The sequence below is a fragment of the Kitasatospora sp. NPDC034023 genome, assembly GCF_055575795.1.
Genome location: NZ_JBVIRY010000039.1, coordinates 1 through 14,603 on the forward strand (window position 1 = coordinate 1; position 14,603 = coordinate 14,603).

Consider the following 14,603-nt stretch of genomic DNA (forward strand, 5'->3'; position numbering starts at 1 on the left):
GACGCCGGCGCCACCGTCGCCACCCACCTCTTCAACGCCATGCCCGGCATCGCCCACCGCGCCCCCGGCCCCATCGTCGCCCTCCTCGAGGACGAGCGGGTCACCGTCGAACTCATCAACGACGGCGTCCACCTGCACCCCTCCGTCCTCGACCTCGCCTACGGCACCGCCGGCCCCGCCCGCGTCGCCCTGATCACCGACGCCATGGGCGCCGCCGGCATGGGCGACGGCCTCTACCCCCTCGGCCCCCTCCAAGTCGAAGTCAAGGACGGCGTGGCGATGCTTCCGGACGGCAGCTCCATCGCGGGCTCCACCCTCACCCTCGACCGGGTGTTCCGAAGAGCGCTCACCCTGGGGAAGCTGACCCTCGGCCAGGCCGTCGAGTCGCTGTCCGCCACCCCGGCCCGGCTGCTCGGCCTGAGCGACTCCATCGGCACCCTCGAAGCAGGCAAGCTCGCCGACCTCGTCGTGGTCGACTCCGACAGCTTCGACCTGGTCGCCGTCATGCGCCGCGGCCGCTGGATCCTCGGCGGGGAAAGGTTCCGCACGGTGACATCCGTCTGAGCCGCCCGTCTGAGCCGCCCGTCTGACCGTCCGTCTGAGTCATCCGTCTGATCAGGCCGTCCGAGCCATCCGTCCGACAGGCCGTCGGCACGTACTCCGCCGCTACCGCCAGTCGACGAGCAGCCAACCGCGGTGCGGCAGGTCCCCGTCGATGTCGACGGTGCGGCCGGTCGCGGTGGCGGCGACGCCCTCCGGAGCGGCCAGCGGGCGGAGCAGGGTGGTCTCGGTGCGGACGGGGTCGCCGGGCAGGTGCACCCGGACCCGGGCCGGGTCCGCGCTGCCGTTGGCCACGGCGAGGCGCCAGCCCTCGTCCGTCCGGGCCAGCTGCGGGATCAGGTGGGGGCCGCCGCTGACCAGTGGCAGGGTGGGGCGGTCGCCCTCCAGGTAGCGGACCATGGCGTGCAGCAGCCGCTGGCCGTCGTCGTCGTAGGGCAGCAGTTCGACGGCGGTGGCGGCCAGGACGCCGACGCGGCCCCCGAGTTCGTTGGTGACGACGCACCGGCCGGCGCCCCACACCTGGTGGTCCGGGGTCAGGACCTCGGTCCAGCTCTCGGCGTCCGCGGCCGGCCGCAGCCGGGCCAGCGCCGGCTGCGCGTTGACGCTGAGGTAGGCACCGTGACTCGCACCGGCCCCCGGCACCGGGAGCACCCGCTCCAGCGCGTAGGGGCCCGGCTGGGCAACGCTCTCGCGGCCGCCCTCGCGCTGGGCGAGTTCGTCGACGGTGACGCCGATCAGGTGCCCGAATCCGCGTGCGCAGAGGATGCGCGCGGCGGTGCCGTCCAGCAGCAGGCCGCCGGTGAGCATCCGCCGGAGCTCGGCGTCGTCGTAGGCCCGGGCGAGCCGGCCGAACAGGACGCGGACCGGGGCGTCCCCGGCGGTGACGGGGACGCCGTAGCGGAGCAGGAAGTCCGCTGCCGGGCCCGGGTCCACGGCCAGGTCGGCGAGGTCGCCGCCCCGGTCGGTGCGCACCCGGGCGGCGGCGTCCTGGCGCACCGGGAGCGCCACGCCGTGGGTGACCGGCCGGCCCGGGACGCGTTCGGCGACGAGGTCGAGCGCGGGCCGGGAGCGGCGCAGCAGTTCGGCGACGCGGGGGAAGCGCTGGGCGCGGCCGGACTGCATCGGGTGGACGTTGAGGAACAGGGCGTCCGAGCCGGCGAGTTGGGCGGTGACCAGTTCGGACCAGGTCTGGGTGTCGGACTTGGACCACGCGGTGTGCGGCCAGTTCTCGATCTCCGGTTCGCTGCGCACGTACGGCGGCCGCAGGGCCCGTTGGACCTCCAGCATCCAGACGGAGAAGCTGAGTTCGCGGCCCGGGGCGTCGCCGTAGCGGGCGAAGTGGGGCCGGTGGGTGACCTGTCCGTCGATGGCGAGCGCGTCGAAGAGGGCGGGCCAGTCGCGGCCCTCGACGGCGTGGACGCCGGGCTCGGAACTCATCAGGCCGAGCCCGGTACGGCCGCCGGACCGCTCGGAGACGGCCGCCGCGATCGCCGAGGCGACCTCCAGTTGGGCGGTGCGCCAGACCTGTTGCAGGAGTGCGCGCCAGGGGTGGGGCGCGCCGGGGGCGGTCACGGCCGCGACGAGCTGTTCCCGGGTCGCCCGCTCCCCCGCCAGGTCGGCGAACCGGTCGAGCATCAGGGGTTCGAAGCCGCCGCCCCAGGGCAGCGGGGCGTGGTTGTGGTAGCGGAAGTCGTCCTCCAGCCACAGCACTCGCAGGTCCAGGTCGGCGAAGCGGGCGTAGTGGGCGGTGATCCAGGAGCGGAAGCGCGGGCAGGCGAAGGACGCCTGCGCGGTGGCCACCGTGCCGTCCGGGCCGACCATGGGCGCGAATCCCAGGCGGTCGACGCGGCCGCGGTCCGCGTGGCCGGCGGTCACCCAGGGGTTGAGGCTGACGTCGAGCCCGGCCGTCCGCAGGACCGTGGCCGCGGCGGAGGCGGTGTCGTACCAGCGGTCCTCGGCGGCGCCGTAGGGGTGCCCGGCGTGGAACTCCTCCGCTCCGAGGAGGAGGACGACCTCGTCGACGCCGGCGTCCCGGCAGAACTCGGCCAGTTCGGCGGCCCGTTCGGCGGCGTCCGGGGTCGGGTGGAGCTGGAACCGCAGGTGGTACCTCGCGGGCACGCGAGGCCTCCTCACTTGGTGCTGCCGGCGGTGAGGCCGGAGCGCCAGAAGCGTTGCAGGGACAGGAAGAGGACGACCAGCGGGACGGCGGAGACCATGGCCGCGGTGATCACGATGTTCAGCGGCGGCGCGCCGGGTCCGAGCGCCCGCTGGGCCTGCCAGCCGACGACGCCGACGGTGACCGGCTGGAGGTGGTCGTCGGCCAGCATCAGGACGGGCAGCAGGTAGTTGGTCCAGATGGAGACGAACTGGAACAGGAAGACGGTGACCAGCGCCGGGGACATCACCCGCAGCGCGATGGTGGCGAAGATCCGCAGTTCGCCGGCTCCGTCGATCCGTCCGGCCTCGATGATCTCGTCGGGGACGGAGGCGGCGGCGTAGACGCGGGCGAGGTAGACGCCGAAGGGGCTGACCATGCTGGGCAGCAGGACCGCCCAGTGGGTGTTGACCAGGTGGAGCCGGGAGAAGAGCAGGTAGAGCGGCACGGCCAGCAGCGGCTGCGGGACGAGTACGGCGGCGAGGACACCGTTGAAGGTGAGTTCCCGCCCGCGGAACCGGTACTTGGCCAGCGCGTAGCCCGCCATGGCGGAGAAGAGGGTGCTGATGCCCGCGCCGCCGACCGCGTAGAGGGCGCTGTTGCCCAGCCACTGCCAGTAGATGCCGTCCTGGCGGGTGAACACCTGGCCGAGGTTGTCGAAGAGGGCGAAGTCGCCGAACCAGAAGCCGTTCCCGGAGAAGAGGCCGCTGCTTGTCTTCGTCGAGGCGACGAGCAGCCACCACACGGGGGCCAGGAAGTAGACGGAGGCGATGAGCAGGACGCCCAGGACGAGCCAGCGGGAGGCCGGCGGGTGCGTGCGGGGGGTGGACGGTGTGCTCACAGGGCGGCTCCGCGGCGCTGGACGAGCTTGAGGAAGCCGAAGGAGAGCACGAACGCCAGCAGCGCGAGCAGGACGGACTCGGTGGCGGCCATGGTGAAGTTGTCGGCGTCCACGGCGTTGTAGGCGGCGTAGATCGGGGTGTAGGTGCTGCTCAGGTTCGGCGCCACGTTGTGCAGGATGGCCGGCTCGTTGTAGAGCTGGGCGGTGCCGATGATGGAGAACACCGTGGTGAGCACGAGGGCCGGGCGGATCATCGGCACCTTGATGCGCCAGGCGATGCCGATGGCCGAGCAGCCGTCCATGACGGCGGCCTCGCCGAGTTCCGCCGGGATGGACTGCAGGGCGGAGTAGATGATCAGCATGTTGTAGCCGGTCCACCCCCAGGTCAGCATGTTGCCGATGGTCGGGCCGAGCATGGCGTCGGAGGTCAGGCTCAGGTGGAGGCCGAGGTGTTCGGCGGCTGCGGTGATCGGGCTGAGTCCGGGGGCCACCAGGTACGACCACATGATCGCGCCGACCACGCCGGGCAGGGCGTAGGGCAGGAAGAACGCCAGCCGGAAGAACCGCTTGAACATGGTCGACCTGGCGTCCAGGAGGAGCGCCAGGACCAGGGCCAGCAGCAGCATCAGCGGCACCTGGACGACACCGATCAGCAGCACCCGCAGCAGCGAGGCGCGGAACTCCGGGTCGCCCAGCGCGGTGGTGTAGTTGCCGAGGCCGGCGAACACCTGCGTGGGTGCCGAGAGGCCGAGGCCGGAGCGGCGCATCCGGTACAGGCTCTGGTGGACGGTGTAGCCGATGGGTGCCAGGTACAGGGCCGTGAACAGCAGCAGGAAGGGGGCCAGGAACAGGGCGGCGGTCCGGCCCCGGCCGCGTGGGCGGCGGGCGGGCCGGGCCGGCCGTTCCGGCGGGGCCTGCGGTGCTGTCCGCCCGGCGGGGGCGGTGGTCATGCGTGTTGCCTCTCCTCGGTCTGACCGGATGGTGCGGAGCCGTCATTCCGGACCCGCACCCGTGGGGGTGGTGCGGGTCCGGTCGGCGGGGCGTCAGCCGGAGACGGCCAGACCCTGCTGCTTCATGCCGGCCACGGTCTTGCGCTGCACGTCGGCGAGCACGCTCGGCAGGGTGGCGCCGCCGGTGCCGGCCTTGCCGAGCCCGTCGCCGAGGTCGGTGGAGGTCTGCGTCATGGTGGGGCCCCACTGCCAGTCGGTGGCGATGTGGGCGCTCTCTGCCTTGAAGACGTCGAAGATCACCTGGCCGCCGTAGAACGGGTCGGGCTGGGTGAGCGCGGGGTTGGTCAGGCCCGAGGTCGCGGCCGGGTAGATGCCGGTGACCTTGATCAGGGTGCCGACGCTGTCGGGGTCGGTGCTCATCCAGGCGGCGAACTCGGCGGCCTCCTTGGCGTGGGCGCAGCCCTTGAGGACGGCGGTGGCCGAGCCGCCGTCGTTGCCGTAGACCGGGTCGGCGGCGTCCCAGACCGGCATCGGGGCGACCGCCCACTGGCCGGCGCCGCTCTTGACGCTGCTCGCGAGGGTCGGGGCGTTCCAGACCGCGTTGACGTCGGTCAGGACCTTGCCGTCCGTCAGTCGGCGTAGAGCGACGGGTCGTAGCTCGGATCGGCCTTGAGGAGCTTCCTGTCCAGCAGGCCCTGCCAGAATCCGGCCACCTTCGTGCCGGCCTCGCCGGCGAGGCTCACCTGCCAGGTGTCGTTGCCGGTGCCGAACCACTTGGCGCCCGCCTGCCAGGCGAGCCCGGCGTAGTTGTAGGCGTCGTTGCCGAAGTTGCCGAGGTAGACGGTCGGGTCGGCGGCGTGCACCGTGGCGGCGTCGGCCGCGTACTCCTCCCAGGTGGCCGGCGGGGTGGTGATGCCGTACTTGGCGAAGAGGTCCTTGCGGTAGTACAGCGCCATCGGCGCGGTGTCCACGGGGATGCCGTAGGTCTGCCCGCCGATGGTGACCTGCTTCCAGGTCCAGTCGGCGAACTTCGCCTTGGCGTCGGCGGTGTACTTGGTGATGTCGGTGAGGGCGCCGGCGGCGGCGAAGCTGGGCAGCGTCTCGTAGCCGACCTGGGCCAGGCAGGGGGCGTTGCCGGCCTTCGCGGCGGTGAGCATCTTGGTGTAGCCGCCCTTGGAGCCGGAGGCGGTCTTGCCGAAGGTCACCTGGATGTCCGGGTGGGTCCGGTTGAACGCCTCCACGACCTGGTCGTATCCGGGGGCCCAGCCCCAGAGCTCCAGCTTCACGGGCCCCCCGGCGGAGCCCGTCGATCCCTGGTCACCACTGGACGAGCAGCCGACCAGGACGGTCGATGCGGTGACGACGGCTATCGCGGCGAGGGTGGTGGTTCCGGCCTTCACGTGCGTCTCCTCGGTTGGGGGACCGGGCGGTGCGTAATTCGTTCGGTTATTGTTTGAACTAACCCTGCTAAAGTCAAGAGCGGTGGCGGACCGGCCGCAGCAGCCCGCGCCACGAGTCGGGGAGCACCGCACGGCCGGCCCGGGGATGACGCGCGAGAGGAGAGGGCAATCAGCTCAGCACTGGAGGGCACCGGCGTACGGAACCTGGCGATGGCGGGACCGGCCGTCGCCCGCGACCGCTCCTCCGCCCGGCGGGCCAACCTGGGCATGGTCCTGCGACTCCTGCGCGACGACGGCCCGCGCAGCCGCAGCCGGATCGCCGAGGACACCGGCCTGCCCAAGGCGACCGTGTCCAACCTGACCGCGGAACTCCTCGACGGCGGCCTGATCCGCGAGGGCGAGGCCGAACGGGACCGGGGCACGGTCGGTCGGCCGGGACAGGCCGTGGAGATCGACGGCACCGGCGTCCACGGCATCGGCGCCGAGATCAACGTGGACTACGTCGGCCTGCTCGCCCTCAACCTCAAGGGCGAGGTGACCGCCGAGGAACGGATCCCGTTCGACGTACGGGCCGCCGGCCCCGGCGCCGTCCTCGACACCACCGCCCAGCTGATCACCCGGGGCATCGACCGGCTCCGCCGCGACGGCGGGCACATCGTCGGGGTGACGCTGGCGACGCCGGGCACCGTCAGGCTCGCCACCGGCACCGTCACCTACGCCTCCAACATCGGCTGGAGCGACGTGCCGGCGATCGCCGGCCTGCGCGAGCGGCTCGGCCCCACCGCCCCGGAGCTGCACCTGGAGAACGACGCCAAGCTCGGCGCCCTGGCCGAGTACGTCCGGGCGTCCGCCGACGACGTCCGCGACCTCGTCTACGTCACCGGCCAGACCGGCGTCGGCGTCGGCATCATCGCGGGCGGACAGCTCCTGCGCGGCACGGGCGGCTACGCGGGCGAGGTCGGCCACCTCCAGCTGGTGCCCTCCGACCGGCTCTGCACCTGCGGGCGGCGCGGCTGCTGGGAGACCACCGTGGGCCGCGGGGCCCTGCTGCGCTACGCCGCCGACCCCGGCGACATGGTCTGGGACCCGATGGTGGACCTGGAACGGCGCCTCACCGAACTGCGCGACCGCGCGCGGGCCGGGGACGCCCGCACACTGGACGCGCTGCGGCGCATCGCCGACAACCTCGCCCCCGGCATCGCGCTCCTCGCCGACATCCTCAACCCCCGACTGGTCGTGCTCGGCGGCCACTTCGCGTTCTTCGGCGAGTACCTGATCGACAGCGTGACCGACCAGGTCCGCGAGCGCGTGATGGCACCGGACTCGGGCGGCTCCGAGATCCTCCTGTCCCGGATCGGCCTGACCGGCACCATGCGCGGAGCCGCCCTGCTCGCCCTCGACGCCGTCTACCAGGACCCGACGCGAGCGATGAGCCGCGACTGAGCCGGCCCGGCAGCCCACGGGTCAGCCATAGTTCGACTCCCCGCCACAGTTCGACCCCGAGCATCGTTCGACTCCCGACCGAATCAATACCCCATCGGCACGCGCCACGTACGCGCAGGGCCCGCGGAGCGCCTCCGCGGGCCCTGCGCGTCACGGCCTGACGGCCGTCACGGTCCGGTCAGCTCAGCCGATGACCCAGTGCTGGAGGGCGGAGCCGGTGTCGGGCTGCTGGGTGACCGGCGCGCCGACGCTCTTCGACGCGGTGGTGAGCAGCAGCCCGCTCTGCTGCGAGGCGAGCGTGTAGCCGCCCGCCACCGGGGTGGCGATCCACCGCTGGTTGGCGCCGCCGGTGCAGGCCCACTGGATCACCTGGGCGCCGGCCGAGGTCGAGCCGCCGCTGACGTCCATGCACAGCTTCGACTCGGCGTTCGCGATCCGGTAGCTGCCGTCGGGCTGCCGGGTGAAGACCCAGCTCTGGTTCGCGCCGCCGTTGGGGGTCCAGGTGACGAGCTGGGTGCCCTGGCCGGTGGAGTGGCCGGGATCGTCCAGCGCCTTGCCCGAGGCCACCACCGTGCGGGGACCGTCGAGTGCGGCCGCTCCGTCGGGCGTGAGCGTCAGGGTCTGCTCGGCCGCGGTCCGCGCGCCGCCCACGGTACTTCCGGTGGTGTCCGTCCAACTCCGGGCCGGGGTGGTCTCGGTGAGCCGGCCGGCGTTCGCGGACAGGCCGAGCGCGAGGCCGCTGTAACGGTTCACGATCCGCAGCGAACCGGTCCTCGTGCCGTCGGCCGCCGTACCGGGAAGGAGGAACCACTGCTGACCGACGGTCGGCCCGCCCGCCGGAGCCGGACCGGTGGTGGGGCGGGCGCCCCAGGCGCGGCCGCCGACCGCCGAGGAATCGACGCCGAGCAGCTGCCCGGTGGCGGAGTTGGCGATCCGGTAGGAGCCGTCACCGTTGGCGGCGAAGGCCCAGGACTCCCGAGCGGAGCCGGTCGGCGCCGCCACCGAGGTGGTGGCCGAGCCCCCGGCGAGCTGGGCGAGCACCCGGCCGTCGCCGTTGGCGATCCGGTACGTCCTGCTCACGTCGACAGGAGGCGTCGCGGGCGTCGAGGAGTCGATGGTGACGTTCACGTACTCGCCGGACGCGCCGCCGGAGCACCCGAACGCGCAGTAGGTGCGGAAGGTGCGGCCGACGATCGCGGAGCCGGTGCGATTGGCGCTGTCGAGGAACCAGCGGTACCAGGAGGCGGTGTGGTAGCTCCCGCTGTCGCCGATCGGGACCCACTTCTGGGTGGAGAGGTCCGCGGTGGCGTAGTAGCGCTGGGGCGCGTTGCCGCTCTGGTCGACGGCCTGCGGCTCGCCGATGTACAGCCCGAGATGGGCGTCGTAGGTCACGTCCATGACGAACAGGGGCGAGGTCGGGGGCATCTTCCCGGCCGCGACCTGCTGGTCCGCGGTCCCCGTGGTGGCCGGGTCGTACTCCCCCGCCACCGGGGTGTAGCCGGCGGGGTTCGCGGAGTCGGCCGGCACCATGTTGCTCTCCCGGCCGCCCCGGCCGGGCTGGGACCAGGCGCCGTCGTACCACTTCTGCCAGGAGCCGGGGGCCATCTTGGCGGAGATCGGCGCGCGGGCGACGTGCTCGTGGAAGGCCTTCCAGCCGCCGCTCTTGTCCACGACGCGCGAGCCGTAGAACACGTAGAAGTACCCGGACGCGGCATCCACGAGCAGCCGCTGGTCGCCGTCGCCGTAGGAGTACGTCTGGTTCGGGAACTGGGCGGTGTCGCCCCGCTTCGTGCTGTACGGCGAGGTGATGGCGTGGTCCCTGATGCTCCAGGTCCGACCCTGGTCGGTGGAGACCGCGTAGTCGATCGCGTCGTAGTGGAGTCCGTCGCCGAACGGCTGCGGGGTGAACTCGTTGTGCACCAGCCCGTACCAGTCACCGGTGTCGGGATCGACCCAGACCCCGGACAGGTCGCAGTAGTTCTTCTGCGCGTACCCGCTGGTGCCGCCGGCGAACGTCGCCTCGCGGCCCGTGGGGCTGTTGTTGCAGCGCGCGGTCGTGTCGTTGTTCCGGTCGGTGGCGTCGGCCGGGTTCACGGCGTCGCTGATGGCACCGGAGCGGGTGGCGGTGTCGAAGTCGCTCCCGGTGAAGAAGTCCCAGTAGCGCGGGTCGTTCTTGCCGTAGAGCGCGGCCGACTGCTGGAAGTAGAAGGTGCCGTCCTTGTCGACGTACGGGACGGCCGGGGTGTCGGTCGGGTGCAGGTAGGGGGTCGGCGCTCCGACGCTCACCGTGTAGGTCGCGGTCGCGGAGGCATCGGCCGAGGCCGCGGCCCCGGCTCCGGCCGGAAGGACGGCGGGGGCCAGCAGCGCGGCTGCGGCTGTCAGGGCGACGGCGAGCCTTCGGGGTGGGGGAAGGGACACGGGTACTCCTTTGCGGGGCACCTATCGGTGCTGCCGTGGGGGAAGGGAGCCCGAGCGCGACGCGCCGGCACGAGTCACGACGGACCGGGGCCGTGTGCGCGCGAGGCTGTATCGAGACTGGGTCGATTTTGATTCACTCTGACCACTATCGCTCAACTTCGAGCAAAGGGTTGCAGAGCACTTCGGGGAAGTCAAGACCTCCAAAGCGCCCTGCCGCGACCGCTCACACCCACTCAAATCCGGGAGAACCAGGCACGATCCGGCCATCGGACCCCGCCGACCCCAGGGGCCACGGTTGAGCATTTTCGAACGTCCCCGGTGATCAAAGCTCAGCCCGTTGATCAGTCCCGCGCACCCCGGGCCTATACGTCACCGCCGCCAACGCCCCGGGCGCCCGCTGACCGGCCCGGCGGCGTCCACCGACTCAGCCGACCGCCGCGCCCGCCCGCTTCGACGGCTCGGCCGCCGAAGCCTTGGTCGCCGCCGGAGCCTCGGGCGCCGCCGGAGCCTCGGGCGCCGCCGGAGCCTCGGGCGCCGCCGGAGCCTCGGGCGCCGCCGGGCCGGTCAGGGCGGCCAGTCGGCGCAGGCTGGCCCGGCGCTGGAGCGCGCCGAGGCCGACGCTCGCCGCGCCGAGGCCCAGCCAGCCGGCCGGTCCGGCCGCCATCACCACCCCGGTCAGCAGCAGCGGGCCCACCGACTTCTGTACCGACTGGGACATCCCGGCCACCCCCAGGTACGAGGCCTGGGCACCCGGCGGCGCCAGGACGACCGCCAGCTCCCAGGAGCTCACCGACCGCATCAGCTCCGCCAGGGTGACCAGCATCGCCGCGGCCAGCAACGCGAGCGAGGCCGTCCATGGCCCTGCGCCGGTGGCGAGCGCGATCAACAGACAGCCGGCGAACAGCGTCGCCCCGTACCAGCCCACCGCCGCGGCCGCCCCGCGCGGGCCCTCCGCCAGTGCCGAGACGCGCAGTTGCAGCAGCACCACGAGCACCGTGTTGAGGACCAGGAAGACCGGGACGACGGCGTGCGGCGCGCCGGTGTGGTGGACGAGCCAGAGCGGCAGGCCGACGTTGAGGATCGAGTCGTCCAGGTTCATCGGCATGTCCAGCAGGACGAACAGCAGGTAGCCGCGGTCGCGCCAGGGGCTCGGCGCGGCGATCGGGTCGGCGGCGGGCTCCGCCCCGGAGGCCGCCGCGACCAGGCCGCGCCCGGCCGGTTCCCGGGTACGCCAGACGAGGACGGCGGCCAGGACGAAGGAGAGCCCGTTGGCCACGATCAGCGTGCGGTAGGCGGCGGTGGTGCCCACGGCGAGGCCGATCGCCGAGATGCCCGCGCCGACCGCGTACCCGGCGTTGGCCACGCTGCGGAACAGCGCCTGGTACGTGGCGCGCCGCTCGCCCGCGATCCGGGTGGCGAACAGCATCTCCAGGGTCTTGGCGGCCCGCTCGGCGAGGCAGGTCAGGGCGACGACGGGGAGCAGCGCGGCGAAGTCGTCGACGACCAGCAGCAGGCTCATCGTCCCCAGCCGCAGCAGGTGGCACCCGATCAGCAGCCACCGCACCGGCACCCGCTCGGCCGCCCGCCCGGCCAGCGGCGATCCGGCGATCCCCGCCACCGCGCCGACGCCCAGCAGCAGGCCGAGCTGCCGGGCGTCCATCCCGCACACGTAGGTGAAGTAGAGCACCGAGGCCGCCGCCCAGACGCCGGTCCCGGTCCGGTCGACGCACTGCGCCAGCAGCATGATCCGCGCGTCCCGCCCGCCCGGGGGCTTCCGCAGCTGCGCTATCAGTCCGTTCCCCCGCATGGCAGGCCCCCGTCGCACGATCGGCATCAATCTCGACATCAAGATACTTCATATCAAGACAACCATGGAACCCCCGTCCCCCGTCCCACCCGGCCACCCCCGACCCACCGGACCCTCGACGTGCGGCGGGCGGTGCGCCACACTCTCCCCAGCAGCACCCCGCGCTCCCAACGCACCGGCACGACGTCATGACCACCGCACTACGGAGAGCCTCACGGTGAGCACTCGTCAACTGCTGGAGATCGTCTTCTCGTCCGGACGGGCCGGGTCCGGCCCGGCCACCTGGGGCCAACAGGACATCTGGGACGCCGTACGCCGGCTGGCCCCGGCCGACGCGCCGCGCTACAACATCACCACCGCCGCGCCACTGGACCCCGGGCTGCCGCTGCCCGTCGTGCGCGGCGCACTGGAGCAGCTGCTGCACCTGCACGACTCGCTGCACGCGCTGGCCGCCGAGATCGCGCGGCTGACCGCCGAGGGCGTCGAACTCGCCGACCGGTCCTGCGTCTTCAACGACACCCGCGAGCTGCTCCCCGCCACCGCCGACCCCGGCGACGACCGGACCACCCTCACCTGGCCGGTCGAGTTCGAGCCGCGCCCCGGCCTGACCTACGCCCTGGACGCCCTGCAGTCCCCCGAGGCGCTCAGCCTCGCCATGACCGCGAACCCCTCCGTGCTGCCGCGCCCCGCGATGGAGCACTTCCTGTACGGCATGGAGGAGTTGATCCTCACCGAGGCGAGCGCCGCAGCCGCAACCCTCGCGACCCCGGCAACCACCGAAGGGGCCACCGGCGCTTGAACCTGACATTGATGTCAAGTTCTACCGTGCCGGCATGACCACCACCACGGAATCCCTGCTCGGCCCGTACCGCCTCGGCTCACTCGACCTCCCCAACCGCGTCGTCATGGCCCCGATGACGCGCTACCGGGCCGCCGCGGACGGTACGCCACTGCCCGTCGTCGCCGAGTACTACGCCCAGCGCGCGAGCGCCGGCCTGATCGTCACCGAGGGCATCTGGCCCAGCAGCCGCGGCCAGTCCGGCTGGTACCTCCCGGGCCTGGAGACGCCCGCGCACGTGGCCGGCTGGCGCGCGGTCACCGAGGCCGTGCAGGCGGCCGGCGGGCGGATCGTCGCCCAGCTGATGCACGGCGGCCGCCAGGGACACCCCCTCAACCGGCTGCTCGGCGACCTGCCGGCCGGCCCCTCCGCCGTCCCCGCACCGGGCCCGGTGCACGTCAGGGACGGCGGCAAGGCCGAAGCCGTCACCCCGCGCGAGATGACCCGCGAGGAGATCCACCAGGCGATCGCCGACCACGTCGGCGCCGCCCGCAACGCACTCGCCGCCGGCTTCGACGCCGTCGAACTGCACGGCGCCAACTCCTACCTGATCCACCAGTTCCTGGCCGACAACACCAACCTGCGCACCGACGAGTACGGCCCCCACACCCTCGCCGACCGCCTGCGCTTCCCGATCGAACTCGTCACCGCCGTCGCCGACGCGATCGGCCCCGACCGCCTCGGCCTGCGACTGTCCCCCGGCAACCCGCAGTTCGGCATGCACGAGGCCGACCCGGCACCGGTCTACCGGGCGCTGATCGCCGAACTCGACGGCCTCGGCCTGGCCTACCTCCACCTCACCGACAACGACGACTACCCGGCCCTGGCCGACCTGCGCCCCCGCTGGTCCGGCCCGCTGATCGCCAATGTCGGCGAGAACCGCGCCGCCACCGACCGCGAACGCGGCGAGGCGGTCCTGGCCGCCGGGCTGGCCGACCTGGTCTCCTACGGCCGCGCCTTCATCGCCAACCCCGACCTGCCGGAACGGTTCGCCGCCCACGCCCCGCTCACCCCCGTCGACCCGACCCACCTCTACGGCCGGACGGCGACCGGCCTCACCGACTACCCGAAGCTCACGGGCCACCCGACGCCCAGTCAGCTCGGTTGACACCGGGTCCTACCCTGGGCCCCATGCGGATCCTCGTCCTCGGTGGCACCTCCTTCGTCGGCCGCACGATCGTCGACGACGCCCTGCGATCCGGCGCCGAGGTCACCCTGTTCAACCGCGGCCGGACCAGCCCCGGCCTCTTCCCCGACGCCCGCCGGCTGATCGGCGACCGCGACACCGGCGACCTCACCGCCCTGCGGGACGGCCGCTGGGACGCCGTGGTGGACGTCAGTGGCTACCGCCCGCACCAGGTCGACCAGGCCATGGCCGTCCTCGGCGACCGGGTCAGCCGTTACCTCTGCATCTCCAGCCACGCGGTGTACCGGCGGGACGGCCTCGCCCCCGGCTCGGACGAGTCCGCCCCGCTCCGCGCCCCGCTGTGCGAGGCGGAGCAGCTCACCGAGGAGACCTACGGCCGGCTCAAGGTCGCCTGCGAGGACGACGTCACCGCCCGCTACGGCGACCGGGCGACCATCGTGCGGCCCGGCAAGGTGGCCGGGCCGCACGACGAGAACCGCGGGCTCACCTACTGGGCGCGCCGGGCGGCGCGCGGCGGCCGGATCGCCCTGCCCGGCCGCCCGGAGCAGCCGGTCCAGGTGGTCGACGTGCGCGACCTCGCCCGGCTGGTGCTGCGGCTGCTCCGGGACGACCGACCGGGCGCCTTCCACGCGGTCGGCCCGGCCGAGCCGACCACCCTGGGCGGGCTGATCGCCGTCTGCGCCGAGGTCGCGGGCACCGAAGTGGAGGTCGTCCCGGTGCCGCCGGAGACCGCCCCGCCGCCGTTCTTCCCGCTGGTCCGGGCCGAGCCGCTCTGGCCCGGCCAGCGGCGCAACCCCGCCCGGGCCCGCGCCGCCGGACTGCCCGCGACCCCGCTCGCCGTCACCGTCGCCGACGTGCTCGCCTGGGACCGCGGCCGCGGCGAACCGCCGCTCGGCCACGGCTTCACCCCCGAGCAGGAGGCCCGGGCCCTCGCCGAGGCGGACACCCGATGAGCCGGGGCCCGGCCCCTTCCTGACCGGTTGTCAGTGGCACCCGCTATGGTCGGCCCCGAACGATCGGACCACCACCACACCGTCGATGCA

12 protein-coding genes are annotated in these 14,603 nt (G+C 73.2%); 5 read left to right on the plus strand and 7 right to left on the minus strand.

Annotated elements, in window-relative coordinates; translation table 11 throughout:
* Nucleotides 1-564 (plus strand): amidohydrolase family protein (locus tag ACZ52R_RS36060; protein ID WP_465754947.1); only part of this gene is annotated, 564 nt, incomplete at its 5' end.
* Nucleotides 565-666: 102 nt separating this feature from the next.
* Here the strand turns inward: ACZ52R_RS36060 and ACZ52R_RS36065 are convergent.
* The 5 genes from ACZ52R_RS36065 to ACZ52R_RS36085 form a co-directional block, all read right to left on the minus strand.
* Entirely contained in the window at nt 667-2,679 is a 2,013-nt protein-coding gene (locus ACZ52R_RS36065; RefSeq protein ID WP_465626181.1) for a hypothetical protein, read from the minus strand.
* An 11-nt stretch (nt 2,680-2,690) separates the two neighbouring features.
* Nucleotides 2,691-3,557, minus strand: a complete 867-nt coding sequence (locus tag ACZ52R_RS36070; protein ID WP_465626179.1) for a carbohydrate ABC transporter permease — start codon at nt 3,555-3,557, stop codon at nt 2,691-2,693.
* A complete protein-coding gene (locus tag ACZ52R_RS36075; protein WP_465626177.1) occupies nt 3,554-4,507 on the minus strand; it encodes a carbohydrate ABC transporter permease in 954 nt (317 codons plus the stop codon). The genes ACZ52R_RS36070 and ACZ52R_RS36075 overlap by 4 nt, the downstream gene beginning before the upstream one ends.
* A gap of 93 nt (nt 4,508-4,600) precedes the next feature.
* The gene (locus ACZ52R_RS36080; RefSeq protein ID WP_465754948.1) at nt 4,601-5,038 is read right to left on the minus strand and encodes a hypothetical protein; all 438 of its coding nucleotides are present in this window, start codon (nt 5,036-5,038) and stop codon (nt 4,601-4,603) included.
* 98 nt (nt 5,039-5,136) lie between these two features.
* Nucleotides 5,137-5,907 (minus strand): ABC transporter substrate-binding protein, encoded by a 771-nt coding sequence (locus tag ACZ52R_RS36085; protein WP_465754949.1) that lies wholly within the window; start codon nt 5,905-5,907, stop codon nt 5,137-5,139.
* A gap of 210 nt (nt 5,908-6,117) precedes the next feature.
* On the opposite strand from ACZ52R_RS36085, the gene ACZ52R_RS36090 reads away from it, so the two are divergent.
* Entirely contained in the window at nt 6,118-7,350 is a 1,233-nt protein-coding gene (locus ACZ52R_RS36090) for an ROK family protein (RefSeq protein WP_465626173.1), read from the plus strand.
* 183 nt (nt 7,351-7,533) lie between these two features.
* Here ACZ52R_RS36090 and ACZ52R_RS36095 read toward each other — a convergent pair whose 3' ends face one another.
* Nucleotides 7,534-9,768, minus strand: coding sequence for an RICIN domain-containing protein (locus ACZ52R_RS36095; protein WP_465754950.1), 2,235 nt, complete (start codon nt 9,766-9,768; stop codon nt 7,534-7,536).
* Between the two features lie 424 nt (nt 9,769-10,192).
* Nucleotides 10,193-11,575 (minus strand): MFS transporter, encoded by a 1,383-nt coding sequence (locus ACZ52R_RS36100; RefSeq protein ID WP_465754951.1) that lies wholly within the window; start codon nt 11,573-11,575, stop codon nt 10,193-10,195.
* Nucleotides 11,576-11,792: 217 nt separating this feature from the next.
* On the opposite strand from ACZ52R_RS36100, the gene ACZ52R_RS36105 reads away from it, so the two are divergent.
* From ACZ52R_RS36105 to ACZ52R_RS36115, 3 genes are read left to right on the plus strand one after another with little or no spacing between them, the layout of a single operon-like run.
* Complete coding sequence (locus tag ACZ52R_RS36105) at nt 11,793-12,374, plus strand: hypothetical protein (protein WP_465754952.1); 582 nt, start codon at nt 11,793-11,795, stop codon at nt 12,372-12,374.
* 34 nt (nt 12,375-12,408) lie between these two features.
* A complete protein-coding gene (locus ACZ52R_RS36110) occupies nt 12,409-13,521 on the plus strand; it encodes an alkene reductase (RefSeq protein WP_465754953.1) in 1,113 nt (370 codons plus the stop codon).
* 23 nt (nt 13,522-13,544) lie between these two features.
* Nucleotides 13,545-14,513: an NAD-dependent epimerase/dehydratase family protein gene (locus ACZ52R_RS36115; RefSeq protein ID WP_465754954.1), complete on the plus strand. Its 969-nt coding sequence runs from the start codon at nt 13,545-13,547 to the stop codon at nt 14,511-14,513.
* Nucleotides 14,514-14,603 lie beyond the last annotated feature (90 nt).

Excerpts from the sequence above, each read along its gene's own strand:
- ACZ52R_RS36075 (WP_465626177.1), bottom strand. The coding sequence starts at position 4,507 with ATGACCACCGCCCCCGCCGGGCGGACAGCACCGCAGGCCCCGCCGGAA.
- ACZ52R_RS36100 (WP_465754951.1), bottom strand. The coding sequence starts at position 11,575 with ATGCGGGGGAACGGACTGATAGCGCAGCTGCGGAAGCCCCCGGGCGGG.
- ACZ52R_RS36110 (WP_465754953.1), top strand. The coding sequence starts at position 12,409 with ATGACCACCACCACGGAATCCCTGCTCGGCCCGTACCGCCTCGGCTCA.
- ACZ52R_RS36080 (WP_465754948.1), bottom strand. The coding sequence starts at position 5,038 with ATGCCGGTCTGGGACGCCGCCGACCCGGTCTACGGCAACGACGGCGGC.
- ACZ52R_RS36090 (WP_465626173.1), top strand. The coding sequence starts at position 6,118 with ATGGCGGGACCGGCCGTCGCCCGCGACCGCTCCTCCGCCCGGCGGGCC.
- ACZ52R_RS36115 (WP_465754954.1), top strand. The coding sequence starts at position 13,545 with ATGCGGATCCTCGTCCTCGGTGGCACCTCCTTCGTCGGCCGCACGATC.